17 protein-coding genes and 1 pseudogene are annotated in these 23,105 nt (G+C 72.9%); 12 read left to right on the top strand and 6 right to left on the bottom strand.

Annotated elements, in window-relative coordinates; genetic code table 11:
* The first annotated feature begins 43 nt into the window (after positions 1-43).
* Both Asera_RS24455 and Asera_RS24450 read left to right on the top strand, forming a co-directional pair.
* Positions 44-724 carry a TetR/AcrR family transcriptional regulator gene (locus Asera_RS24455; RefSeq protein ID WP_084132014.1) on the top strand — a complete coding sequence of 227 codons (681 nt, stop codon included), beginning with the start codon at positions 44-46 and terminating at the stop codon, positions 722-724.
* Positions 721-1,431 carry a YqeB family protein gene (locus Asera_RS24450; protein ID WP_035297381.1) on the top strand — a complete coding sequence of 237 codons (711 nt, stop codon included), beginning with the start codon at positions 721-723 and terminating at the stop codon, positions 1,429-1,431. Before Asera_RS24455 ends, Asera_RS24450 begins: the two co-directional genes overlap by 4 nt.
* Before the next feature lie 65 nt (positions 1,432-1,496).
* On the opposite strand, the gene Asera_RS24445 is transcribed toward Asera_RS24450, so the two are convergent.
* From Asera_RS24445 to Asera_RS24435, 3 genes are all read right to left on the bottom strand, one after another.
* On the bottom strand, positions 1,497-2,336 hold the full coding sequence (locus Asera_RS24445; protein WP_051802534.1) for a serine hydrolase: 840 nt from the start codon (positions 2,334-2,336) through the stop codon (positions 1,497-1,499).
* Positions 2,337-2,414: 78 nt separating this feature from the next.
* Positions 2,415-4,286 carry a translational GTPase TypA gene (gene typA / locus Asera_RS24440; protein WP_030447553.1) on the bottom strand — a complete coding sequence of 624 codons (1,872 nt, stop codon included), beginning with the start codon at positions 4,284-4,286 and terminating at the stop codon, positions 2,415-2,417.
* A 72-nt stretch (positions 4,287-4,358) separates the two neighbouring features.
* Positions 4,359-5,264 carry a GNAT family N-acetyltransferase gene (locus Asera_RS24435; RefSeq protein WP_211255645.1) on the bottom strand — a complete coding sequence of 302 codons (906 nt, stop codon included), beginning with the start codon at positions 5,262-5,264 and terminating at the stop codon, positions 4,359-4,361.
* Between the two features lie 166 nt (positions 5,265-5,430).
* Between Asera_RS24435 and Asera_RS24430 the strand changes: the two genes are divergently transcribed.
* Positions 5,431-6,894, top strand: a complete 1,464-nt coding sequence (locus Asera_RS24430; RefSeq protein ID WP_051802533.1) for a glycosyltransferase family 39 protein — start codon at positions 5,431-5,433, stop codon at positions 6,892-6,894.
* A 102-nt stretch (positions 6,895-6,996) separates the two neighbouring features.
* Here the strand turns inward: Asera_RS24430 and Asera_RS24425 are convergent, their stop codons facing one another.
* Positions 6,997-7,647 (bottom strand): MBL fold metallo-hydrolase, encoded by a 651-nt coding sequence (locus tag Asera_RS24425; protein ID WP_030447550.1) that lies wholly within the window; start codon positions 7,645-7,647, stop codon positions 6,997-6,999.
* A 249-nt stretch (positions 7,648-7,896) separates the two neighbouring features.
* Between Asera_RS24425 and rsgA the strand changes: the two genes are divergently transcribed.
* Together rsgA and uvrA are read left to right on the top strand one after the other, a co-directional pair.
* Positions 7,897-9,000 (top strand): ribosome small subunit-dependent GTPase A, encoded by a 1,104-nt coding sequence (gene rsgA / locus Asera_RS24420; RefSeq protein WP_051802558.1) that lies wholly within the window; start codon positions 7,897-7,899, stop codon positions 8,998-9,000.
* 437 nt (positions 9,001-9,437) lie between these two features.
* Positions 9,438-12,338: pseudogene (gene uvrA / locus Asera_RS24415) on the top strand (excinuclease ABC subunit UvrA); the annotation flags it as partial.
* A 345-nt stretch (positions 12,339-12,683) separates the two neighbouring features.
* Here the strand turns inward: uvrA and Asera_RS24410 are convergent.
* Entirely contained in the window at positions 12,684-13,544 is an 861-nt protein-coding gene (locus Asera_RS24410) for a hypothetical protein (RefSeq protein WP_030447547.1), read from the bottom strand.
* Between the two features lie 139 nt (positions 13,545-13,683).
* On the opposite strand from Asera_RS24410, the gene uvrC reads away from it, so the two are divergent.
* The 7 genes from uvrC to tpiA all read left to right on the top strand — a co-directional run bounded on the left by uvrC (position 13,684) and on the right by tpiA (position 22,140).
* On the top strand, positions 13,684-15,888 hold the full coding sequence (gene uvrC, locus Asera_RS24405; protein ID WP_084132007.1) for an excinuclease ABC subunit UvrC: 2,205 nt from the start codon (positions 13,684-13,686) through the stop codon (positions 15,886-15,888).
* 80 nt (positions 15,889-15,968) lie between these two features.
* Positions 15,969-16,823, top strand: a complete 855-nt coding sequence (gene rapZ, locus Asera_RS24400; protein WP_030447545.1) for an RNase adapter RapZ — start codon at positions 15,969-15,971, stop codon at positions 16,821-16,823.
* Positions 16,820-17,836: a gluconeogenesis factor YvcK family protein gene (locus Asera_RS24395; protein WP_051802532.1), complete on the top strand. Its 1,017-nt coding sequence runs from the start codon at positions 16,820-16,822 to the stop codon at positions 17,834-17,836. Before rapZ ends, Asera_RS24395 begins: the two co-directional genes overlap by 4 nt.
* Before the next feature lie 8 nt (positions 17,837-17,844).
* Positions 17,845-18,831, top strand: a complete 987-nt coding sequence (gene whiA, locus Asera_RS24390; RefSeq protein ID WP_030447543.1) for a DNA-binding protein WhiA — start codon at positions 17,845-17,847, stop codon at positions 18,829-18,831.
* 285 nt (positions 18,832-19,116) lie between these two features.
* Entirely contained in the window at positions 19,117-20,127 is a 1,011-nt protein-coding gene (gap, locus tag Asera_RS24385; RefSeq protein ID WP_030447542.1) for a type I glyceraldehyde-3-phosphate dehydrogenase, read from the top strand.
* Between the two features lie 8 nt (positions 20,128-20,135).
* On the top strand, positions 20,136-21,332 hold the full coding sequence (locus Asera_RS24380) for a phosphoglycerate kinase (protein ID WP_030447541.1): 1,197 nt from the start codon (positions 20,136-20,138) through the stop codon (positions 21,330-21,332).
* Positions 21,333-21,336: 4 nt separating this feature from the next.
* Positions 21,337-22,140, top strand: coding sequence for a triose-phosphate isomerase (gene tpiA, locus Asera_RS24375; protein ID WP_030447540.1), 804 nt, complete (start codon positions 21,337-21,339; stop codon positions 22,138-22,140).
* 13 nt (positions 22,141-22,153) lie between these two features.
* Here tpiA and Asera_RS24370 read toward each other — a convergent pair whose 3' ends face one another.
* Positions 22,154-22,996: a DUF6082 family protein gene (locus Asera_RS24370; RefSeq protein ID WP_030447539.1), complete on the bottom strand. Its 843-nt coding sequence runs from the start codon at positions 22,994-22,996 to the stop codon at positions 22,154-22,156.
* Positions 22,997-23,105: the final 109 nt, after the last annotated feature.

Below are 23,105 nucleotides of genomic sequence, written 5' to 3'. Positions count from 1 at the left end.
TTTGTTGGAGCAGGCACTCTAGTAATGCGCTAGACTGCGGCGCATGCGTACCGTCGACCCCGAGCAGCACGCCCGACGGCGCGCGCAGATCCTCGCCGCGGCGGCGGTCGAGTTCGCCGAGCACGGCGTCGCCGGCGCCTCCACCGCAAGCATCTGCCGCCGCGCCGGCATCGGCTCCGGCACGCTGTTCCACTACTTCGCCACCAAGCGCGAGCTGGTGCGCGCGCTGTTCGCCGCCGACCTGCCCGGCAACCAGGAGGCGCGCGACGCCGCGGTCGCCGATCCCGACCCGACGGCGGGGCTGCGGCGGCTGGTGTCGCATCTCGCCGCCGACCTGGCCGACCCCCTCGCTCCCGGTCTCACCGCGGTTCTGGTCCTGCAGGTCAACGAGGATCCCGAGCTCGCCGAGCTGGTCGGCGGCGACGACGCGGCCACCCGGGCCACCCTGACCACGCTGCTGAGCCGGCTGGCCGTCGCCGGACACCGGCTCGCGTTCCCGCCGGAGCGCGCGGCCGGCTGGATCCAGACCCTGATCGACGCGAGCTACCTGTCCGTCGGCGAGGACGGCTTCGACGCCGCGGCCCAGACCGCCGAACTGCACGCGATCGTCGACTGGGTGGCCGGCACGACCACCGTCGCACCACCGGGTCGCCGGCCCGGCCCGGTGGTGCGTACCCACCGGCAGCGGCGCGACGGCGCGCGACAGAAGGAGATCACCCGATGACCACCTCCTCGCCCGACGGCACCCTGGTCAGCCGCTCCACCGGCGAACGCATCCTCCTCGCGGTCGGGCTGCCCGTGCTGACCGTCGCGGTGGCCGAGGCGGTCAACCTGCTCGCACCGGCCATCGCCGGGCTGCCCTGGGCGCCGCTGCAGGGCCCGTTCCGGTTGGTCGCTCGGCTGCCCGAGCCGTACACGACGGTCGGCGCGGTGGTGCTGGGCGTCGTGGTGGGGTTGATCCTCGCGCTGGTCGCCGCCGCCGAGGAGGTCTCCGTACGGGTCAGCGACACGACGGTGACGATCACCCGGGACGAGGCCGTCCGGTCGGTACCCCGGGCGCAGGTCGGCGCGGTCTTCCTGGCCGACGACGACCTGGTACTGCTCGGCGTCGGTACCGAGGAGCTGGCCCGCCAGGCCGTCGACCTGGACGCCACCGCGCTGCGCGCCGCGTTCGACCGCCACGGGTACCCGTGGCAGCCCGACGGCGACCCGCACGCCGAAGAGTACCGGCGGTGGGTGCCCGGCCTGCCCGAGCTGCCGGCCGCGGCCGACGCGTTGCTGGGCGCCCGGGCGGAGGCGCTGAGCAAGGACGCGAACGACGCGGCGCAGCTGCGTACCGAACTCGCCGCACTCGGCGTGGTGGTCAGCGACCGGGACGGTCGGCAGCACTACCGGCTGAGCCCGCCGCACCGGGCGCCTGTCCCGGACTGACGCCGCCGACATCCCGTGGACCCGGCCGGCCCGATCCGGGCGCGCCGAAGCGGGGTGGGCCGGGGTCAGCCCGGCTGGCCGAGGTCGTGCCGGTCCGCCCACGCCGCGGCGGACACCTCGGCGAGCAGCGCGCACGCCTGCGCGTCGGGCAGGTCGGTGGTGGTGCACACCGCGATCGCGTACGGCGGGGCGTCGTCCGGCAGCACCACCCCGACGCCGTGGCGGATCCGCTCCACCCAGCCGTTCTTGTGCGCGATCCGGGTGCCCGGCGGCAGGCCCGCGGCCAGATCCTCGGTGCACTCCTGGTCGAGCAGGATGCCCATCATCTCGTCGCAGTGCCGTGCCGAGGCGATCCGCCGGTCGGCGATCGCGGCGAGCAGCCGGGCCAGGTCGCCGGCGGTGACCAGGTTGTCCAGCCCCGCGTCGACGGCGGCGGCGTCCTCGATGCCGCGCGCCACGACCATCCTGGTCGCCCCGGCGTCGCGCAGCGTGTTGGCGAGCGCGTGGGTGCCGATCCGTTCCAGTACCAGGTTGGTGGCCAGGTTGGAGGAGCGGATGATCATGCGCCGCAGCAGCCAGCGCAGCGGCGCGGTGTCGCCGAGCCGGGCCCACACCTCGTCGTCGTTGTCGTACGAGTGACGCATCGCGAACCGCGCGTCGCCGGGTGCCGCCGAGGTGAACTCGTCGTGCACCGCGAGCGGCTCGTCCAGCTCCACCGCGCCGGCCTCGGCCAGCCGGTACGCGGTGGCGAGCACCGCCGCCTTCATCGTGCTGGCGGCGTAGTGCGGTTCGTCCGGCAGCCGGGTGAACGCCGGCGGGCCGGACAGCGGCCCGGCGTACACCGAGACGGTGCCGCCCGCCGCGTCGAGCGTGTCGGTCAGCGCGGGCAGGTGCGAGGCGGTCATGCGCCGAGGTTAACGGCACCGAGATCACCGTGCCGCCCGGGCACCGCCGACCGTCGGCCGCGGCGGCGTGGCCGACGGTCAGGTGCGGTTGGCGCGGCCGCGGGCGCGACCCCGCTCGGCGGCCGACAGCACGACCTTGCGGATCCGGACCGTCTCCGGGGTCACCTCGACGCACTCGTCGCCGCGGCAGAACTCCAGCGCCTGCTCCAGCGACAGCTTGCGCGGCGGCACCAGCCGCTCCAGCTCGTCACCGGTGGAGGAGCGCATGTTGGTGAGCTTCTTCTCCTTGGTGATGTTGACGTCCATGTCGTCGGCGCGCGAGTTCTCGCCGACGATCATGCCCTCGTACACCTCGGTGGTCGGCTCGACGAACAGGGTGCCGCGCTCCTGCAGGTTGTGCATCGCGAACGCGACGGCCACGCCGGCCCGGTCGGCGATCAGCGAGCCGGTGTTGCGGGTGCGCAGCTCACCGAACCACGGCTCGTACGACTCGAAGACGTGGTGGGCGATGCCGGTGCCGCGGGTCTCGGTGAGGAACTCGGTGCGGAAGCCGATCAGGCCGCGGGACGGCACGATCCACTCCATCCGGACCCAGCCGGTGCCGTGGTTGACCAGGTTCTCCATCCGGCCCTTGCGCAGGTTGAGCAGCTGGGTGATCGTGCCCAGGTACTCCTCCGGCGCATCCACCGTGAGTCGCTCGGTCGGCTCGTGCACCTTGCCGTCGACGGTGTGCGTGACCACCTGCGGCTTGCCCACCGTCAGCTCGTAGCCCTCCCGGCGCATGATCTCCACCAGGATCGCCAGCGCCAGCTCACCACGGCCCTGCACCTCCCAGGCGTCCGGCCGCTCGGTGGGCAGCACCCGCAGCGAGACGTTGCCGACGAGCTCCCGGTCCAGCCGGTCCTTGACCAGCCGCGCGGTGACCTTCGAACCCTTGACCCGGCCGACCAGCGGCGAGGTGTTGGTACCGATCACCATTGAGATGGCCGGTTCGTCCACGGTGATCAGCGGTAGCGGGCGCGGGTCCTCCGGATCGGCGAGAGTGTCGCCGATCATGATGTCGGCGATACCGGCGATGGCGATGATGTCGCCCTGCCGGGCCGACTCGGCCGGCTTGCGCTCGAGCGCCTCGGTCATCAGCAGCTCGGAGATCCGGACCCGCTCGACCGTACCGTCGTGCCGGCACCAGGCGACCGTCTCGCCCTTGCGGATGGTTCCCTCGTGCACCCGGCACAGCGCGATGCGGCCGAGGAACGGCGACGCGTCCAGGTTCGTCACGTGCGCCTGCAGCGGCGCGCCCTCGGTGTACGACGGGGCAGGGACGGTGTCCAGGATCGTACGGAACAGGGGTTCGAGGTTGGGGGAGTCGGGCTGGCCGCCGTCGGCCGGGCGCTCCAGGCTGGCCCGCCCGGATCGGGCCGACGCGTACACGATCGGGAAGTCGATCTGCTCGTCGCTCGCGTCCAGGTCGAAGAACAGCTCGTAGGTGGAGTCGACGACCTCGGCGATCCGGGCGTCGGAGCGATCCACCTTGTTGATCACGAGTACCACCGGCAGCTTCGCCGCGAGCGCCTTGCGCAGCACGAACCGGGTCTGCGGCAGCGGACCCTCGCTGGCGTCCACCAGCAGCACCACGCCGTCGACCATGGACAGTCCGCGCTCCACCTCGCCGCCGAAATCGGCGTGCCCCGGGGTGTCCACGATGTTGATCGTCACCGGGTCGCCGCCGTCCGGCGGGCTGTAGTGCACGGCCGTGTTCTTGGCCAGGATCGTGATGCCCTTTTCCCGTTCGAGGTCCATCGAGTCCATGACCCGGTCCTCGGCCTCGTGCGCGGACAGGTGCGCGCCGAACGCGCCGGACTGCCGGAGCATCGCGTCCACGAGGGTCGTCTTGCCATGGTCGACGTGCGCGATGATCGCGACATTGCGGAGGTCGGTGCGTACTGCCATGACACCATCCTCCCGTGCCCGGCTCGGCGTCGCTGCGGCGGGGAGCAGAACCGCGCGACCGGGCCGGAGCAATCAGCTGGTATGGCGTGGTTTGGCCAGATGTATCACCGGCACTCCGACCGGATCCAGGGCCCGGTGCGTCTCGGTGTACCCGCGCCGCCGGTACAGGCCCAGGTTGCGCTCGCTGCGGTGACCGGTGACCAGCACGTACCGCTCGACCGGTCCGGCGTGCGCCTCCGCGGCGGCGAGCAGCCGGCTGCCCAGCCCCTCGCCCTGCCGGTCCGGCGCCACCGCCAACCGCCCGATCTCCGCCCCGGTGCCGTGGTCGATGGGGGAGACCCGGGCGGCGCCGATCACCCGGGCCCCGTCCCGGGCCACCAGTACCCGGCCGGCGACGATCGCCGCCGTGACGTCGGCGACACTCTCGCGTACCGGCGGGATCGCCGCGCCGTACGCCAGCGCTTCGGTGACGAACGCGGCCTGCTGGACCGTGAGTACCGCGCCGGCGTCGGACACCCGCGCCGGCTCGATCCGTACCGGTTCGCGGTCGAGCGGGCGGTGCAGCACGACCCGGTCGCCGCCGGGGCCGGAGTAGTCGGCGACGGTCTCGGCGGTGAAACCGAGCGCGCGGTGGAACGCGATCGATCCGGCGTTGCCGGGCGTGGTGATCGCGGTCAGCCGGTCGGCGCCGCGGGCGGCGGCGAGCTCGCCGAACCGGTCGTACAGGGTGCGGCCCAGCCCGGTACCGCGGGCGTCGTCGCGCACCGCCACCAGGTGCACGTAGCCCTCGCCGGTCGGCGCCACGAACCCGAACAGGTAGCCGACGATGCCGTCGGCGCGGGCGACCAGGCCGGTGTCGGCGAACTGCCGGCAGTACATCGGGTGGTGCAGCCATCGCAGGTCCCGACCGCCCCAGTACCGATCGTGGTCGGCGAGGATCGGCCCGAGGTCCGCCCGCGTCGGCTCATCGATCCGCACCGGTCCACCCTACGTTCCCGCTGGCGGCCGGCCTTCGCGCCGGCGCCCGGTGCTGGTGAGAGTGCCGTGCGGCCGCGCGGCGGTGGCGCCATAAACTACCCGCGCCCCGTCGCGACCCGCGATGCTCGGCCGGGGCCCACCGTGCGTCGGCGACAGGAGACCGGTAGTGCCCACAGCGCCCGCCACCGACCGGACCGAGGACGTGTTCGAGTCCGAGCCCGAGTCAGGTACGCCGCCCTGGTGGCAGCGGCTGGTCTGGGTGTGGCCGACGCTGGCCATGCTGGTCGTCGGCTCGATCGGCCTCACTCGACCGGCGCTGTGGGCCGACGAACTGGCTACCTGGGGAGCGGTACGGCTCGACTGGTCCGGCCTGGTCCGCCTCGGCGGCGACGTGGACGCCGTCATCACGCCCTACTACCTGCTGATGAAGCTCTGGACGAGCGTGGCCGGCACCTCGACGCTGGCGCTGCGGCTGCCCTCGGTGCTGGCGATCGCGGCGGCGGCCGGCCTGGTCACCTGGATCGGCGCGCGTCTGGGCGGCACCCGCGCGGGGCTGCTCGGCGGGGCCGTCTTCGTCGTGATCCCCTCTCTCTCCCGCTACGGCCAGGACGCCCGGGTGTACGCCTTCGCGACGCTCGCGGTGTGTCTGGCGACACTGGCCCTGATCCGTGCCACGGAGCGGCCGACGGCGGGGCGCTGGCTGGGCTACGGCGTGTTGGTCGCGGTGGCGGGCCTGCTGCACATGATGACCTTGCTCATGCTCAGCGCCCACCTGCTGGCGATACTGCTGCGCTCGCGGCGCATGTCGTGGCGGTGGGCGGTCGCCGCCGCGGCCGGGACGCTGCCGGTACTGCCCCTGGTATGGGTCGGCTACCACGAGCGGTCCGCGATCGGCTACCTGAAACCGGCCGGCTGGGACACGCTGTTCACCGCGCCCGAGATCATGTTCGGTTCGCTGTTGGTCTGCGGTCTGCTCGTGGGGCTGAGCCTGCCGGCCGTGTCGCTGCGCTGGCCCGGTGTACTGCCGGCCGCGCTCGCGGTGCTGCCCGCGCTGGTGCTGTTCGCGGTCTCGCACGTCAAGCCGCTGCTGTCACCCCGGTACCTGCTGTACACGGTGCCGGCCTGGTCGATGCTCGCCGGCCGGACCCTGGGCCGGGTCGCGTGGTGGCGCGGTGCGGTCGCGGTGCTCGTACTGGCGGTGGCGGGGCTGTCGGTCCAGCGCGACGTGCGGGGGCCGGCGGGCCACCTGGACGGCACGAAACAGATCGCGGACGTGATCGCCGGCCACTACCGGCCCGGCGACGGGCTCGCGGTCGCGCTGCACGAACCGATCGTGCCGTGGGAGGCGCGGGACCTGGTCGCCCGGTACGTGCCGACGCGGAAGCGGCCGCGAGACGTGTTCGCCACCCGGCCGCAGCGTACGGACGGCCGAATGCTCGCCACCGAGTGCACGGACCTTTCCCGCTGCCTGGGTGACACACCCCGGCTGTGGGTGATTCGTTGCTTCCACCACGGCGACCCGCTGCGTGGCATCGGTGCCCGAAAGGAGGCGTTGCTGCGGCGCGACTTCCGGATCGAGCACACCTGGGTGCAGCCGCGGGTGATGGTCGCCCTGCTGGTGCGGCGCTGACCGAGCGGCACGAAGCCCGGCCGACCCGTGCTCGGGTGGCGGGCCGGTCCGGACGTCCCGGACCTCGGCCCGACGCCGCAGGGGCGTGCCTCTACCCGCGGCTCACCAACCGCGGCGGCGCCACCGCGCCAGATGCGGTCGCTCCGCGCCGAGGGTGGTGTCGTCGCCGTGACCCGGGTAGACCCAGGTGTCGTCCGGCAGTCGACCGAACACCTTCGCCTCCAGGTCGTCCATCAGGCTGGTGAAGTCGGTCGGACTGGTGGTCTTGCCGGGCCCACCCGGAAACAGCGAGTCGCCGGTGAACAGGTGCGGGTGACCGGCGGGGTCGCGGTAGAGCAGCGCGATCGCCCCCGGGGTGTGCCCGACCAGTTCGATCACCTCCAGAACGCAGTCGCCGACCGGCACCGTGGTGCCCTCGGCGACGCCCTCGGTGGGTACCGGCAGCGCGGCGGCGTCGCGCACCCCGGCCACCGACCGGGCGCCGGTCGCGGAGACCACCGCGGCGAGCGCCTGCCAGTGGTCGGCGTGCCGGTGCGTGGTCACCACGGTGTCCAGCGGGTGGTCGTCGACGAGGTCGAGCAGCACGTCCGGATCGGCGGCGGCGTCGATCAACACCTGCGCTCCGGTGGCCCGGCAGCGCAGCAGGTAGGCGTCGTTGTCCGCCGGGCCGACGGAGATCTTGGTGATCGACAGCCGGTCCAGCGAGCGGGTGGCGGCCGGCCCGCCGGGCCGGACCTGTCCGGTGTAGGTCATGCCCGGCACGTTACTGGCCCCGAACGGGGAGAAATCCCGGACCGGGGTGGTCGGGATATTGGGTGGCGTCGGCGTGTCGCCGGGCCGTACGGTCGGGGCAGAGCAGATGCGGTTCGACGGAGTCTCGGGGAGGTGACGGTGCGCAGCAGTCACTGGGGTCGGGCTTGCCGTCCGACCGTCGTGTCCCGGGTGTCCGTCCGCGGCTGATCGCGGCGCGGCGCCCGCTTCGAGCCAAGGGTGTCGTCGTACATGTCGAGCAACCTCGCTGCCGCGCATCCCGCCCCGGTCGACCTCGCGTCGCTGGGCTGGGACGCCGAGCGGGCCCGTTCCTTCGCTTCCGCCGCACGGTCCGGCTGCCGGCCGGCCCGGGTCAGCCGGGTCGACCGCGGCGTCTACGCCGTGCTCACCGCCGCCGGCGCGATGCGTACCACCGCCGCCGGCCGGCTGCTCGCCGCCGCGGCGGCGGACCTGTCCACCCTTCCGGTCGCCGGCGACTGGGTCGCGCTGCGGGACTGGCCGGACGGCCACACGACCGTCGAGGCGGTCCTGCCGCGCCGCACCGCGGTGGTCCGCAACAGCGCCGGGCGCGACTCGCTCGGCCAGATCCTCGCCGCCAACGTCGATGTCGCCGCCGTCGTGGAGGCGCTGGATCCGGATCCGGACGCCGGCCGGATCGAGCGGCTGGTCGCGCTGGTCCAGCAGTCGGGGGCCGAGCCGCTGGTACTGCTGACCAAGGCCGATCTGGTACCGGACGTGACGGGGCTGGTGGCGCAGCTGACGCGCTCGGCGCCGGGCGTCGAGGTGCTGCCGGTCAGCTCGCGCGACCCGGCCACGATGGCGGAGCTGGCGCGGCGGGTCGGTCACGGGCGCACCCTGGGGCTGTTCGGCGCCTCCGGGGTGGGCAAGTCCAGCCTGGTCAACGCTCTGGTCGGGACGAGCGTGCTGGTCACCCGGGCGCTGCGGGCCGACGGCCGAGGCCGGCACACCACCACGTTTCGGGCCCTGGTCCCGCTGCCGGGCGGCGGCGCGGTGCTCGACACTCCGGGCGTTCGGTCCGTCGGGCTCGACGAGACCGAGGACGGCCTGCGCCGGGCGTTCGCCGACATCGCGGCGCTCGCGGCGGAGTGCCGGTTCCGGGACTGCCGGCACGAGCAGGAGCCGGGCTGCGCCGTACTGGCCGCGGTCGCCGACGGCAGCCTGCCGGCCCGCCGGCTGGCGAGCTGGCGCAAGCTCGCCGCCGAGCTGGCCTGGCAGTACGACCGGCGTGGCGCTCGGGTCGCGGCCGCGCGTCGGGCAGCCGCCCGCCGGGCCCGCACGCTGGACCGGCGCAGCGACCGGCACGACCCGTCCTGACGCCGGCGACAGCCGTGCCCCCCGACACTGGCAATGCCGTCGTACATGTGTTTGAATTTGCGCCGTGACCCGGCCCGCGGCCGTCCGATCGGCACCGGTTGGTGGCCGCTCGTCGGGGTCGATCCAGCGGGTGGTGTCGGCGGTGTCGACACGCGGCCGGCGCCTGGTGGCGTGACCGTCGTCGCGCCGGGAATGTCGGGGGCCACGGTTAGAGTTGCCGTGTGCGTCTGCCGCCGGCGGGCGGTCGCCGGCCACGGGTTCGTAGCCCTGGGTTCGTAACCCTGGCGTGGCGGCATGCTCCGGTGGGCGGCCGCCGGGTGGCGGGCCCGACACCGACCCGCGGCGAGACACCGTTCTCGCCGGTGTCTCGTTGGTCGAGGCGCGGATGTCGTGGGGTGGGCCGTGCAACAGGCCCGACAGAGCGGAAGCGGGAGACAGTGGCCGATCGCCTGATCATCAGCGGTGCGCGCGAGCACAACCTGCGAGACGTCAGCCTCGACCTGCCCCGGGACGCCCTGGTGGTGTTCACCGGGCTGTCCGGTTCGGGCAAGTCGAGCCTGGCGTTCGACACGATCTTCGCGGAGGGGCAGCGGCGCTACGTCGAGAGCCTCTCCGCCTATGCGCGGCAGTTCCTGGGCCAGATGGACAAGCCGGACGTCGACTTCATCGAGGGGCTGTCCCCGGCGGTGTCGATCGACCAGAAGTCCACCTCCCGCAACCCGCGGTCGACCGTCGGCACCATCACCGAGATCTACGACTACCTGCGGCTGCTGTTCGCCCGCATCGGCGCGCCGCACTGCCCGATCTGCGGTGAGGCGATCAGCCGGCAGACCCCGCAGCAGATCGTCGACCGGATTCTCGGCTACCCGGCCGGGACCCGGTTCCAGGTGCTCGCGCCGGTGGTGCGCGGCCGCAAGGGCGAGTACGTCGACCTGTTCGCCGAGCTGCAGTCCAAGGGCTACGCGCGGGCCCGGGTGGACGGGTCGGTGCACCAGCTGACCGATCCGCCGACGCTGAAGAAGCAGGAGAAGCACACCATCGAGGTGGTGGTGGACCGGCTCGCGGTCAAGCCGACCAGCAAGCAGCGGTTGACCGACTCGGTGGAGACCGCGTTGGGGCTCGCCGACGGCCGGGTGGTGTTCGACTTCGTCGACCTGCCCGCCGACGACGAGGGCCGGGAGCGCCGCTTCTCCGAACACTTCGCCTGCCCGAACGATCACCCGCTCAGCATCGAGGAGCTGGAACCGCGGTCGTTCTCCTTCAACGCCCCCTACGGCGCGTGCCCGACCTGCACCGGCATCGGCACCCGCAAGGAGGTCGACCCGGAGCTGGTCGTGCCCGACCAGGAGAAGTCGCTGGCCGACGGCGCGATCCAGCCCTGGTCCACCGGCCACAACATGGAGTACTTCCAGCGCCTGCTGCAGGGGCTGGCCGACCAGCTCGGCTTCGACCTGGACGCGCCGTGGCGCAAGCTGCCCGCCCGGGCCCAGAAGGCGGTGCTGCACGGCTCCGACGCGCAGGTGCACGTCAAGTACCGCAACCGGTACGGGCGGCAGCGGTCCTACTACGCCGCGTTCGAGGGCGTCATCCCGTTCCTGGAGCGGCGTCGCGCGGAGACCGAGAGCGAGTGGAGCCGCGACCGGTACGAGGGCTACATGCGCGACATCCCGTGCCCGGCCTGCGGCGGCACCCGGCTCAAGCCGGAGATCCTCGCGGTCACCATCTCCGGCCACAACATCGCCGAGGTGTGCGCGCTGCCGATCGACGAGTGCGCGGCGCTGATCGGCGGGCTGGACCTGACCAAGCGGCAGAAGCTGATCGCCGAGGCGGTGCTGAAGGAGATCCAGGCTCGGCTGCGGTTCCTGCTCGACGTCGGCCTCGACTACCTGTCGCTGGACCGGCCGTCCGCGACGCTGTCCGGCGGCGAGGCGCAGCGCATCCGGCTCGCCACCCAGATCGGGTCCGGCCTGGTCGGGGTGCTCTACGTGCTGGACGAGCCGTCGATCGGGCTGCACCAGCGGGACAACAACCGGCTGATCGAGACGCTGACCCGGCTGCGCGATCTGGGCAACACGCTGATCGTGGTGGAGCACGACGAGGACACCATCCGCTCGGCCGACTGGGTCGTCGACATCGGCCCGGGCGCCGGCGAGCGGGGTGGCCACATCGTGCACTCCGGTTCGGTCTCCGGCCTGCTGACCAACGCCGACTCGCTGACCGGGGCGTACCTGTCCGGGCGCACGGCGATCGAGCTGCCGGCCGTGCGCCGACCCCCGACCAAGGGTCACGAGCTGGTCATCAAGGGCGCCCGCGAGCACAACCTGCGCAACATCGACGTGACCATCCCGCTGGGGTGCCTGGTGACGGTGACCGGGGTGTCCGGCTCGGGCAAGTCGACGCTGATCAACGACATCTTCTACGCGGTGCTGGCCAACCAGGTCAACGGCGCCCGGTTGGTGCCCGGCCGGCACACCCGCATCACCGGCATCGACAAGGTCGACAAGGTGGTCGGCGTCGACCAGTCGCCGATCGGCCGCACCCCGCGGTCCAACCCGGCCACCTACACCGGGGTGTTCGACAACATCCGCAAGCTGTTCGCCGAGACCACCGAGGCCAAGGTCCGCGGGTACACCCCGGGGCGGTTCTCGTTCAACGTCAAGGGCGGGCGCTGCGAGGCGTGCGCCGGCGACGGCACCATCCGCATCGAGATGCAGTTCCTGCCCGACGTGTACGTGCCCTGCGAGGTGTGCCACGGCGCCCGGTACAACCGGGAGACCCTCGAGGTGCACTACAAGGGCAAGACCATCGCCGAGGTGTTGGACATGCCGATCGAGGAGGCGGCCGGGTTCTTCGAGCCGATCACCTCGATCCACCGGCACCTCAAGACGCTCGTCGAGGTGGGCCTCGGGTACGTTCGGCTCGGCCAGCCGGCACCGACCCTGTCCGGCGGCGAGGCGCAGCGGGTCAAGCTCGCCAGCGAGCTGCAGAAGCGCTCCACCGGCCGCACCGTCTACGTGCTGGACGAGCCGACCACCGGGCTGCACTTCGAGGACATCCGCAAGCTGCTGCACGTGCTGCAGAGCCTGGTCGACAAGGGCAACACGGTCGTGGTGATCGAGCACAACCTCGACATCATCAAGACCTCCGACTGGCTGATCGACATGGGCCCGGAGGGCGGCAACAAGGGCGGCACCGTCCTCGTGACCGGCACCCCGGAGCAGGTCGCGGCGGACGGGCAGAGCCACACGGGCCGGTTCCTGCAGCCGATCCTGGCGGGCGCCGGGCACGCCGGCGCCGGCACGCGCACCGTCGCGGCTCGCTCGACCCGGCGCACCGCCACCGGCTCGGCGACCTCACGCACGACCGCCGCGAAGTCCAACGGCGCCAAGCCCAGCGGCGCCAAGTCGAGCGCGGCGAAGCCGGCCGGGAGCACGGCGAACGCCTCGAAGCCGGCGGCGAGGTCGACCGCGACGAAGACCGGTGCGGCGAAGACCGGTGCGGCGAAGGCGACCGCCGCAAGCCGCGGCGCCCGGACGAAGCCGACGACGAAGAGCCGCTGAGCGCCGCGATCCGGGTCGAGCCGGCGCGGTCGGGTTGCTGCGCCGCCGAACTGCGCCGGCACGTTGCGCGTCGTCACACCTGCGTGCCGACGCACCTGCCTGGCGACGCCGTCGGCGACGCGGTCAGTCGCGCCAGATCATCGCGGCCGCCATGTCGGCGTTCGCGTAGTGCACGAACGTGTCCCGCCGGTGATCGTCCGCCCGGTCGGCGGCGGTGCCGACGGTGACCACCAGGTACTGCTTGGTGGACTGCTGCACCATGGTGCCCTCGACGTGCGGGTGCAGCGTGGATCGACGCAGCCGGAGCTGGTCGCCGGTCAGGTCGCGGCCCGCCTTCTTCGCGTGCGCGGCGGTGTCGAACACCAGCACGAACTGCTCGAGGCGGATCCGGTCGCCGGCGGTGCGGTAGTCCAGTTCGATGCCGGACCGGCAGCCCTGCGCGGTGAGCGACCGGGCGCGCTCGACCGGCCCGCAGCTGTGCAGGTCACGGCCGCCGGTCTTGGTGGCGTCGAGCTTCACGTCGTCGAGCCTGAAGTGCCAGTCATGGTAGTTCGACTGGCGCAGCGGACCGTGGTTGATGTCGTCGCCGGCGGCACCCGGTGCCGCCGACCGGATCCAGAGCAGGCCGACCACCACCACGCCGGCCAGTATCAGCAGTACGCAGGTGGCCGAGACGCCGAGAAGCACCGGCCATCGACGGCGCCGGATCCGCACCCGGCGCTGCCAGGCGGGCGGTGTCCCGCCGCCCTCGCCGACCCGGCCGTCGGCCCACTCGGTCCGGGACGCGTACGGATTCCAGCCCGGCGCCGATGCGGTCGGAGCCGGGTCGGGCGGCGCCGGGTCCTCGGCGGGTGGGCCGGGCCGCCACGCGGCGACCGGGTCCGACGGTGCGCCCGGCGCCGCGGGGTCGGGCGGCGACGGGGGCGGCGCCGCTCCGGTCGGGTCGTACCCGGGCGGCGTGGGCCCGGATGGTGGCACGCTCACCGCTCCTCCTCACCCGCCGGGGACCGGTGCTGGCCCGGACCGTCCCCGACCCTAGCCAGCCAGGACAACGGTGACCGCCGGTACCGACACAGCGGCGTGCAGCTGCGGGGCTGTCGGTACCGGTGGATAGGCTTGGCAGGTGCCGGATCCGTCGAGCTACCGCCCAGCGCCGGGCACGATTCCCGATGCGCCCGGGGTGTACCGGTTTCGTGACCCGAGCGGCCGGGTGATCTATGTCGGCAAGGCGAAGAGCCTGCGCAACCGGCTCAATTCGTACTTCGCCGATCCTGCCGGGCTGCACCCGCGCACCTTCCAGATGGTCACCACCGCGGCCCGGGTCGACTGGACGGTGGTGTCCAGCGAGGTCGAGGCGCTGCAGCTGGAGTACAGCTGGATCAAGGAGTTCGATCCGCGGTTCAACGTCAAGTACCGCGACGACAAGAGCTACCCCTACCTCGCCGTCACCCTCAACGAGGAGTACCCGCGGCTGCAGGTGATGCGCGGCGCCAAGCGCAAGGGGGTGCGCTACTTTGGGCCGTACTCGCACGCCTGGGCGATCCGTGAGACGCTCGACCTGCTGCTGCGGGTGTTCCCGGCCCGCACCTGTTCGGCCGGGGTGTTCAAGCGGTCCGGGCAGATCGGCCGGCCGTGCCTGCTCGGCTACATCGGCAAGTGCTCGGCGCCGTGCGTGGGCCGGGTCAGCGCCGAGGAGCACCGCGCGATCGTCGACGACTTCTGCGACTTCATGGCCGGGCACACCGACAAGATGGACCGGCGGCTGCAGCGCGAGATGGCCGCGGCGTCCGAGCAGCTGGAGTTCGAGCGGGCGGCGCGGATCCGGGACGACCTGGCGGCGCTGCGCCGCGCGGTGGAGAAGCAGGCGGTGGTGCTGCCGGACGGTACCGACGCCGACGTGGTGGCGTTCGCCGAGGACCCGCTGGAGGCCGCGGTCCAGGTGTTCCACGTGCGCGGCGGGCGGGTGCGCGGCCAGCGCGGCTGGGTCGTGGAGAAGGTCGAGGACCTGAGCACCGCCGATCTGGTCGAGCAGTTCTGCACCCAGGTCTACGGCGCGAGCGACTCGCCGGAGTCGGCGAACATCCCGCGGGAGGTGCTGGTACCGCAGCTGCCGGCGGACGCCGACACGCTCGCCGAGTGGTTGTCGGAGCGGCGCGGGTCGCGGGTGCGGCTGCGGGTGCCGCAGCGCGGCGACAAGCGCGCCCTGTACGAGACGGTGGAGCGCAATGCCGGCCAGTCGCTGGCGCAGCACAAGCTGCGCCGCTCCAGCGACCTGACGGCGCGCAGCAAGGCGCTGCAGGAGATCGCCGACGCGCTGGGGATGGACACCGCGCCGCTGCGGATCGAGTGCTACGACATCTCGCACATCCAGGGCACCGACGTGGTGGCGAGCATGGTCGTGTTCGAGGACGGCCTGGCCCGCAAGAGCGAGTACCGCCGGTTCGCGGTGCGCGGCAACCCGGACGGCACCGGTACCGACGACGTGTCGGCGATGGCCGAGATCCTGCGCCGCCGGTTCTCCCGCTATCTGGAGGCGCGGGCGCAGTCGGGTGATCCGATCGGCGGTGACGACGTCGGCGACGAGGCGGCGGAGGATGCGAGCACCGGCGACGCGGTCGCCGGGCCGCTACCGGGCATCGACCCGACGACGGGCCGACCCCGCCGGTTCGCGTACCCGCCGCAGCTGGTGGTGGTGGACGGCGCACAGCCGCAGGCGGACGCCGCGGCCGGCGTGCTCGCCGAGCTGGGCATCGACGACGTGGCGGTGTGCGGCCTCGCCAAGCGGCTGGAGGAGGTGTGGCTGCCGAGCGCCGTCGACGAGTACCCGGTGATCCTGCCGCGCACCAGCGAGGGCCTCTACCTGCTGCAGCGGGTCCGGGACGAGGCGCACCGGTTCGCCATCACCTACCACCGGCAGCGTCGTTCCAAGCGGATGACGACCTCGGCGCTGGACGAGGTGCCGGGGTTGGGCGAGGTGCGGCGCAAGGCGCTGCTGCGCCGCTTCGGTTCGGTGAAGCGGCTGCGTTCGGCCCGGGTGGAGGAGATCGCCGAGGTGTCCGGTGTCGGCCCACGCACGGCGGCACTGGTCTTCCACGCCCTGCACCCGGACGACGCGGCGAGGTCGGACGACGCGGCGAGGTCGGACGACGCGTCCGGGGGCGACACGACAGCTGGACACGGTGTCGTCACCGGCCCCGATCCAGGCACCGCCGACGTAACCTCCGGTGTGGCAGCCGCACCGGCGGACGGGGGACCGGCGGACGGGGGAGTGGTCGGCGATGCCGACCGGACCGGTGACCGGCGTGCCGGTCACGAGGGGGGCGAGTGAACAACCAGCAGGCCGTGACGGCCGACCGTGCCGGCGGCGCGACCGGCGACGGTGAACGGGACGGGCCGCAGCATGCCGAGATGGAGCTGGTGATCGTCACCGGCGTCTCCGGCGGCGGCCGGTCCACGGTGGCCCGCGCGCTGGAGAACGTCGGCTACTACGTGGTCGACAACCTGCCGCAGGCGCTGATGGTCACCATGGCCGAGCTGGCGTACCGCTCGGGCGGGGCGACCCGGCGCACCGCGATGGTGCTGGACGTGCGCAGCCGCGCGTTCTCCACCGATCTGGCCGGCGCGGTCCGGGCGTTGCGCGAGCGCGGGTTCCGGCCGCACGTGGTGTTCGTGGACGCCGACGACGAGGTGTTGATCCGCCGGTTCGAGTCGGTCCGGCGCTCGCATCCGTTGCAGGGCGACGGCCGGCTGGCGGACGGAATCGCGGCCGAACGCGCGCTGCTCGCCGGTGCCCGCTCGGAGTCCGACGTGCTCATCGACACCAGCCAGCTCAACGTCAACCAGCTGCGGGCCCGGGTCGAGGAGCTGTTCGGCACGCCGGACGTGCGCACCCTGCGGATCACCGTGCTGTCCTTCGGCTTCAAGTACGGACTGCCCCCGGACGCCGACTTCGTGGTCGACGCGCGGTTCCTGCCGAACCCGTTCTGGGTGCCGGAGCTGCGCGACCACACCGGCCTGCAACCCGACGTCAGCGCGTACGTGTTGGGGCAGCCCGGCGCGCAGACCTTCGTCTCCGGGTACGCCGAGCTGATCGAGGCGTCCGCCGGCGGCTTCGAGCGGGAGGGCAAGCGGTACCTGACCGTGGCGGTGGGGTGTACCGGCGGCAAGCACCGCAGCGTGGCGATCGGCGAGGCGCTGGCCGGCCGGCTGCGAGACGCCGGCCTCGCCGCGCACGCCCAGCATCGCGATCTGGGGCGCGAATGACGGCGGCGGAGCGCGCCAGCTCCCCGCAGCGGTCGGTCGGCAACGTGGTCGCGTTCGGCGGCGGGCACGGGCTGTCCGCCATGCTGCGGGCGCTGCGCCGGCTGGGCTGCGCGCCGACCGCGGTGGTGACGGTCGCCGACAACGGCGGGTCGAGCGGCCGGCTGCGCCGGTCCCGGCCGATCCTGCCGCCCGGCGATCTGCGCCAGGCGCTGGCCGCGCTGGCCGCCGACGACGACACGAGCGCGACGAACGCCCGGTTGATGCAGCACCGGTTCGCCGGGGACGACGAGCTGGCCGGGCACGCGGTGGGCAACCTGCTGCTGCTCGGGCTGTTCGAGGTGTTCGACGATCCGGTGGCGGCGCTGGACCATGCCGCCGAACTGGTCCGGGCGACCGGCCGGGTGCTGCCGATGTCGCGTATCCCGCTGTCGATCGAGGCGAGCGTGCGCGGTGCCGACCCGGCCCGTCCGGGCGACACCGTCACCGTGCGGGGGCAGCACGAGCTCGCGGTGAGTACCGGAGCGGTCCGGGAGGTACGGCTGGTGCCCGACTCGCCGGCCGCCTGCGCCGAGGCGGTGGCCGCGATCGGTGCCGCCGACTGGCTGCTGCTCGGCCCCGGCTCCTGGTACACCAGCGTGATTCCGCACCTGCTGGTGCCCGAGCTGCGGTCGGCGATCGTGGCGAGTCCGGCGCAACGGCTGGTGACTCTCAACCTCGCCACCGAGTCGGAGACCAGCGGTTTGTCGGCCGCCGACCACCTGGCGGAGCTGACCCGCTACCTGCCGCAGCTGCGGGCCGACGTGGTGCTGGCCGACGTACGGGCGATGGGGGAGCAGGCGCCGTTGGGGCTTGCGGCAGAATCACTGGGTGCCCGGTTGGTCACGGCGCGGGTGGCCGCCGCCGACGGTGCACCGCGCCACGATCCGGCCGCGCTGGCCGCGGCACTCGAGGGCATTCTCGGTTCGAACAAGCCGATCCTCGGTTCCCAGGTGGACCGAGTGGACGTGAGGTGAGCGACACGATGGCCATGACGGGGGCCGTGAAGGACGAGCTGAGCCGGGTCGATGTCACCAAGCCGTGCTGCCGGAAGGCGGAGATGGCGGCGATGCTGCGCTTCGCCGACGGCCTGCACATCATGGGTGGCCACGTGGTGGTCGAGGCGGAGCTGGACACCGGCGCCGCGGCGCGCCGGCTGCGCCGCGAGATCGCCGAGGTGTACGGCTACCCGAGTGAGATCCACGTGCTCGCGTCCGGTGGGCTGCGCAAGGCCAGCCACTACATCGTCCGGGTGGTCCGGGACGGCGAGGCGCTGGCCCGCCAGACCGGCCTGCTGGACCTGCGCGGCCGACCGGCCCGCGGGCTGCCACCGCACGTGGTGTCGGCGAGCGTGTGCTGCGCGGTCGCGGCCTGGCGGGGTGCGTTCCTCGCGCACGGCTCGCTGACCGAGCCGGGCCGGTCCTGCTCGCTGGAGGTCAGCTGCCCGGGGCCGGAGGCGGCGCTGGCGCTGGTCGGCGCGGCCCGCCGGATCGGCATCATGGCCAAGGCCCGGGAGGTGCGCGGCATCGACCGGGTGGTGGTCAAGGACGGCGATGCGATCGGCGCGATGCTGACCCGGCTCGGTGCGCATGCCAGCGTGCTGGCGTGGGAGGAGCGCCGGGTCCGCCGGGAGGTGCGGGCGACCGCGAACCGGCTGGCCAACTTCGACGACGCCAACCTGCGCCGGTCGGCGCGGGCCGCGGTGGCGGCGGCGGCGCGGGTCACCCGGGCGCTGGAGATCCTCGGCGCGGAGGCGCCGGACCACCTGGTGGTCGCGGGCCGGCTCCGGCTGGAGCACCGGCAGGCGTCGCTGGAGGAGCTGGGCGCGCTGGCCAACCCGCCGCTGACCAAGGACGCGATTGCGGGACGCATCCGACGGTTGCTGGCATTGGCGGACAAGCAGGCGCACGACCGGTCGATCCCGGACACCGAGTCGGCGGTGACCGCGGAGATGCTTGCCAGCGAGGCATGAGCAGCGTCACCGGTTCGCGGTTCGGGGTTCGCCTGCGCCCGCGGCGGTGTCTGCTGGCCGTAGCGCCGGCCGCTCACGGCCGGTGCGGGTCGCAACGATAGGGTCGGGTGTGTTCGGCGACGAGGCCGACGGCTCGCTCCCCGCCGGCAGTGGCGGCGTTCGAGCGTCGCTGCCGACGGTGGCGGCGTGCCGGGTGCCCGTGGACCGGCGGCGAGGCGGTCCCACACCTGTGACAACGACGGGCCGGCTGCGGCCGGCGGACATTCTGGTGAGGAGATGGGTCGCGTGACCATCCGCGTTGGCATCAACGGCTTCGGCCGGATCGGCCGCAACTTCTTCCGTGCCGCGCTCGAGCAGGGCGCCGACGTGGAGGTCGTGGGCTACAACGATCTGGGCGACACGGCCACGATCGCGCAGCTGCTCAAGTACGACTCGGTGCTGGGCCGGCTGCCCGCCGAGATCAGCCACGACGAGAAGTCGATCACGGTCGACGGCAAGCGCATCGTGGCGCTGGCGGAGAAGGTCGGCCCGTCCGGCCTGCCGTGGAAGGACCTGGGCGCCGACGTGGTGGTCGAGTCCACCGGCCGGTTCACCAAGGCCGAGGACGCCCGCGGCCACCTGGACGCCGGCGCGAAGAAGGTCGTGATCTCCGCCCCGGCCAAGGGCGAGGATCTGACCGTGGTGCTGGGCGTCAACGACGACCAGTACGACGCGGCCAAGCACCACGTCATCTCGAACGCGTCCTGCACCACGAACTGCCTGGCCCCGCTGGCGAAGGTGCTGAACGACGCGTTCGGCATCGAGAGTGGTCTGATGACCACGATCCACGCCTACACCCAGGACCAGAACCTGCAGGACGGCCCGCACAAGGACCTGCGCCGGGCGCGCGCGGCGGCGATCAACGTCGTACCGGCGTCGTCGGGTGCGGCCAAGGCGATCGGCCTGGTGCTGCCGGAGCTGAACGGCAAGCTCACCGGTGCCGCGCTGCGGGTGCCGGTGCCGACCGGTTCGGCCACCGACCTGACCGTGCTGCTGCGTGAGGCCCCGACGGTCGAGGCGGTGAACGCGGCGTACCAGGCGGCCGCCGAGTCCGGCCCGCTGTCGGGCTACCTGAAGTACAACGAGGACCCGATCGTGTCGAGCGACATCGTCACCGACCCGGCGTCCTGCATCTACGACGCGCCGCTGACCCAGGTCATCGGCAACCAGGTCAAGGTCCTCGGCTGGTACGACAACGAGTGGGGCTACTCCAACCGGCTGGTGGACCTGGTCAAGCTCGTCGGCGCCGACCTGTAAGGACGTTCATGCGAACCCTGGACGATCTGCTCGCGGAGGGCGTCTCCGGTCGGCGCGTGCTGGTGCGCGCCGACCTGAACGTGCCGCTGCGGCACACCGAGGAGTCGGTCACGGTGACCGACGACGGCCGGATCCGCGCGGTGCTGCCGACCATCCGGGCGCTGGCCGAGGCCGGCGCGCACGTGGTGGTCTGCTCGCACCTGGGCCGCCCGAAGGGCGCCCCGGACCCGAAGTACTCGCTGGCCCCGGTCGCGGCCCGGTTCTCCGAGCTGTTGGGGGCGCCGGTGGCGTTCGCGACCGACACGGTGGGGGAGTCGGCCGACGCCGTCACCGCCTCGCTCGCGGCCGGGGAGGTCGCGCTGCTGGAGAACCTGCGCTTCAACGCCGGGGAGACCAGCAAGGACGACGCGCAGCGCGGCGAGTTCGCGGTGAAGCTGGCCCGCTACGGCGAGGCGTACGTGGACGACGCGTTCGGCGCGGTGCACCGCAAGCACGCGAGCGTCTACGACGTGCCGAAGCTGCTGCCGCACTTCGCCGGCGGCCTGGTGGTGCGTGAGCTGGACACGCTGTCGACGCTGACCAGCGACCCGAAGCGGCCGTACGTGGTGGTGCTCGGCGGGGCGAAGGTGTCCGACAAGCTCGGCGTCATCAACAACCTGCTGCCGAAGGTGGACGCGCTGCTGATCGGCGGCGGGATGTGCTTCACCCTGCTGGCTGCGCAGGGCCACGGGGTCGGTGACTCGCTGCTGGAGGCCGACCAGATCGACACCTGCAAGCAGCTGCTGGCCGAGGCGGGCGCCAAGATCGTGCTGCCCACCGATGTGGTGGTCGCGGCCGAGCTGTCGGCCACCGCGGAGACCCGGGTGGTCGGCGTCGACGCGATCGGCGCCGGCGACAAGGGCCTCGACATCGGCCCGGAGACGGCGCGGGCGTTCGCGGGGAAGCTGGCCGGCGCGGCCACCGTGTTCTGGAACGGCCCGATGGGCGTCTTCGAGTACGAGCCGTTCGCGGCGGGTACGAAGGCGGTCGCCGAGGCCGTGGCCGGCGCCGGGTTCAGCGTGGTCGGGGGTGGCGACTCGGCCGCCGCGGTGCGCGCGCTGGGGGTGGACGAGGCGAGCTTCTCGCACATCTCCACCGGTGGCGGCGCCTCGTTGGAGTACCTGGAGGGCAAGACCCTGCCCGGCGTCGCGGCGTTGGAGGCCTGAACCGATGGCGAAGAAGCCCGAGGCGGTGCCGGGCCGCCGGCCGCTGATGGTGGGCAACTGGAAGATGAACCTCAACCATCTCGAGGCCATCGCGCTGACCCAGAAGCTCGCGTTCTCGCTGAACGAGAAGCAGCTGTCGGCGGTGGAAACGGTGGTGCTGCCCCCGTTCACCGACATCCGCAGCGTGCAGACCCTGGTGGCCGGCGACAAGCTGCTGATCGGGTACGGCGCGCAGGACCTCTCGCCGTACGACTCGGGTGCCTACACCGGGGACATCTCCGGCGTGATGCTCGCCAAGCTCGGCTGTTCGTACGTGCTGGTCGGGCACTCGGAGCGGCGCGAGCATCACGGCGAGGACGACGCGGTCGTCAACGCCAAGCTGCGGGCGGCGATCAAGCACGAGATCGCGCCGATCCTGTGCGTCGGCGAGGGTCTGCACGTGCGCAAGGCGGACGGTCACGTCGCGCACTGCACCGAGCAGCTGGGCGCCGCGCTCAAGGGCGTCACGGCCGAGCAGGCCGTCTCCCTGGTGGTGGCGTACGAGCCGGTCTGGGCGATCGGTACCGGCGAGACCGCGACGCCCGAGGACGCGCAGGAGGTCATCACGGCGCTGCGGGTCCGGCTGGCCGAGCTGTACTCGCCGGAGGTGGCCGAGCAGATCCGCATCCTCTACGGCGGTTCGGTGAAGTCGAAGAACATCGCCGGGATCATGGCGCAGCCGGACATCGACGGCGCCCTGGTTGGCGGGGCCAGCCTGGACGTCGAGGAGTTCGTGCTGATCTGCCGCTACCGCGACCTGTTCGGCTGAGGCCGACCAGTGGTCAGGGGCGGGCGCCGCGGCGTCCGCCCCTTTCGCGTATCCACCACCCGATCGCGGCGCCCACCACGAGTGCTCCCACGCCCGTGGCGAGCGTGCGGCCGGCCGGACCACCCCGCCGTACCGGCTGCGTCGCGGCGCCAGTGTCCGCCGTTGCCGCCGCCGTGTCCGGACCGGTCGCGGCGGGCAGGGTGCGTTCGTTCCGCTGCGGTGCGGTGGTCGGCCGTGTCGTGCGCACCCGTGGTCGCACGGTGACCGGCGGCCCGGCCGCGACCGCGGTGCGGTACTCCTGCTCGACCATGCGGAAGAAGCGGCGGCTGCGCCGGGAGCGCCCGATCATCCGCTGGCTGTCGTGCTCGCGCCAGGAGCGGCGGCCGATGTCGCCGGCGAAGAACGTTCGCAGGCTCAGCCGCAGCCGTTGCTCGTTGAACGCGCCGACCAGCCAGCCGGCGTGCCAGTAGCCGATCATCAGGGTCACGTAGAAGTGGACGTCGACCGCCAGGCCGGTGTCACGCTGCGGCCCCCAGCACGCAGCGAGCGCCGGATCGTCCATCGACATCCGCAGCATCTCGCGGTGATACTCGCGGAACGCGTACTCGCGCTCGATCCGGCTCTGTCGCCGTTGCAGGACGAGCGATCCGGCCACGCCGAGCAGGGCGACACCGGAGACGATCGCGGCGACCCCGCCGTACGTGTCGCCGACCGCGCCGAGCCGCCGCCAGTCGGCGTCGGTGTGGGCGTGCAGCAGCGGCCAGATCAGCAGCGGGGACAGCGCAACGAGTCCGAGCGCGGCGACGCCGACGAACACCCACAGCGCCACCCGCGCGGCGGTCCGGGCCGCACCCATCGACACGGTGCCGTCCTCTCCGTTTCCACCGACCCGTTTCCACCGACCCGTTTCCATCGAGGTCGTCACGGTCGCGGCATGCGTGCCCTGCTCGGCGGTCGCGCCCCGG

The sequence above is a fragment of the Actinocatenispora sera genome (assembly GCF_018324685.1).
In the GTDB taxonomy this organism is placed as follows: Bacteria; Actinomycetota; Actinomycetes; order Mycobacteriales; family Micromonosporaceae; genus Actinocatenispora; species Actinocatenispora sera.
Note: the sequence above shows the minus strand (reverse complement) of the source record. Positions and strands in the feature narration are given on the sequence as shown.

Bases quoted from the DNA above. Each gene is read 5' to 3' on its own strand.
- Asera_RS24455 (WP_084132014.1), top strand. From the start codon at position 44: ATGCGTACCGTCGACCCCGAGCAGCACGCCCGACGGCGCGCGCAGATC.
- Asera_RS24450 (WP_035297381.1), top strand. From the start codon at position 721: ATGACCACCTCCTCGCCCGACGGCACCCTGGTCAGCCGCTCCACCGGC.
- Asera_RS24445 (WP_051802534.1), bottom strand. From the start codon at position 2,336: ATGACCGCCTCGCACCTGCCCGCGCTGACCGACACGCTCGACGCGGCG.
- typA (WP_030447553.1), bottom strand. From the start codon at position 4,286: ATGGCAGTACGCACCGACCTCCGCAATGTCGCGATCATCGCGCACGTC.
- Asera_RS24425 (WP_030447550.1), bottom strand. From the start codon at position 7,647: ATGACCTACACCGGACAGGTCCGGCCCGGCGGGCCGGCCGCCACCCGC.
- rsgA (WP_051802558.1), top strand. From the start codon at position 7,897: ATGTCGAGCAACCTCGCTGCCGCGCATCCCGCCCCGGTCGACCTCGCG.
- rapZ (WP_030447545.1), top strand. From the start codon at position 15,969: ATGGAGCTGGTGATCGTCACCGGCGTCTCCGGCGGCGGCCGGTCCACG.
- Asera_RS24395 (WP_051802532.1), top strand. From the start codon at position 16,820: ATGACGGCGGCGGAGCGCGCCAGCTCCCCGCAGCGGTCGGTCGGCAAC.
- whiA (WP_030447543.1), top strand. From the start codon at position 17,845: ATGGCCATGACGGGGGCCGTGAAGGACGAGCTGAGCCGGGTCGATGTC.
- Asera_RS24380 (WP_030447541.1), top strand. From the start codon at position 20,136: ATGCGAACCCTGGACGATCTGCTCGCGGAGGGCGTCTCCGGTCGGCGC.
- tpiA (WP_030447540.1), top strand. From the start codon at position 21,337: ATGGCGAAGAAGCCCGAGGCGGTGCCGGGCCGCCGGCCGCTGATGGTG.
- Asera_RS24370 (WP_030447539.1), bottom strand. From the start codon at position 22,996: ATGGGTGCGGCCCGGACCGCCGCGCGGGTGGCGCTGTGGGTGTTCGTC.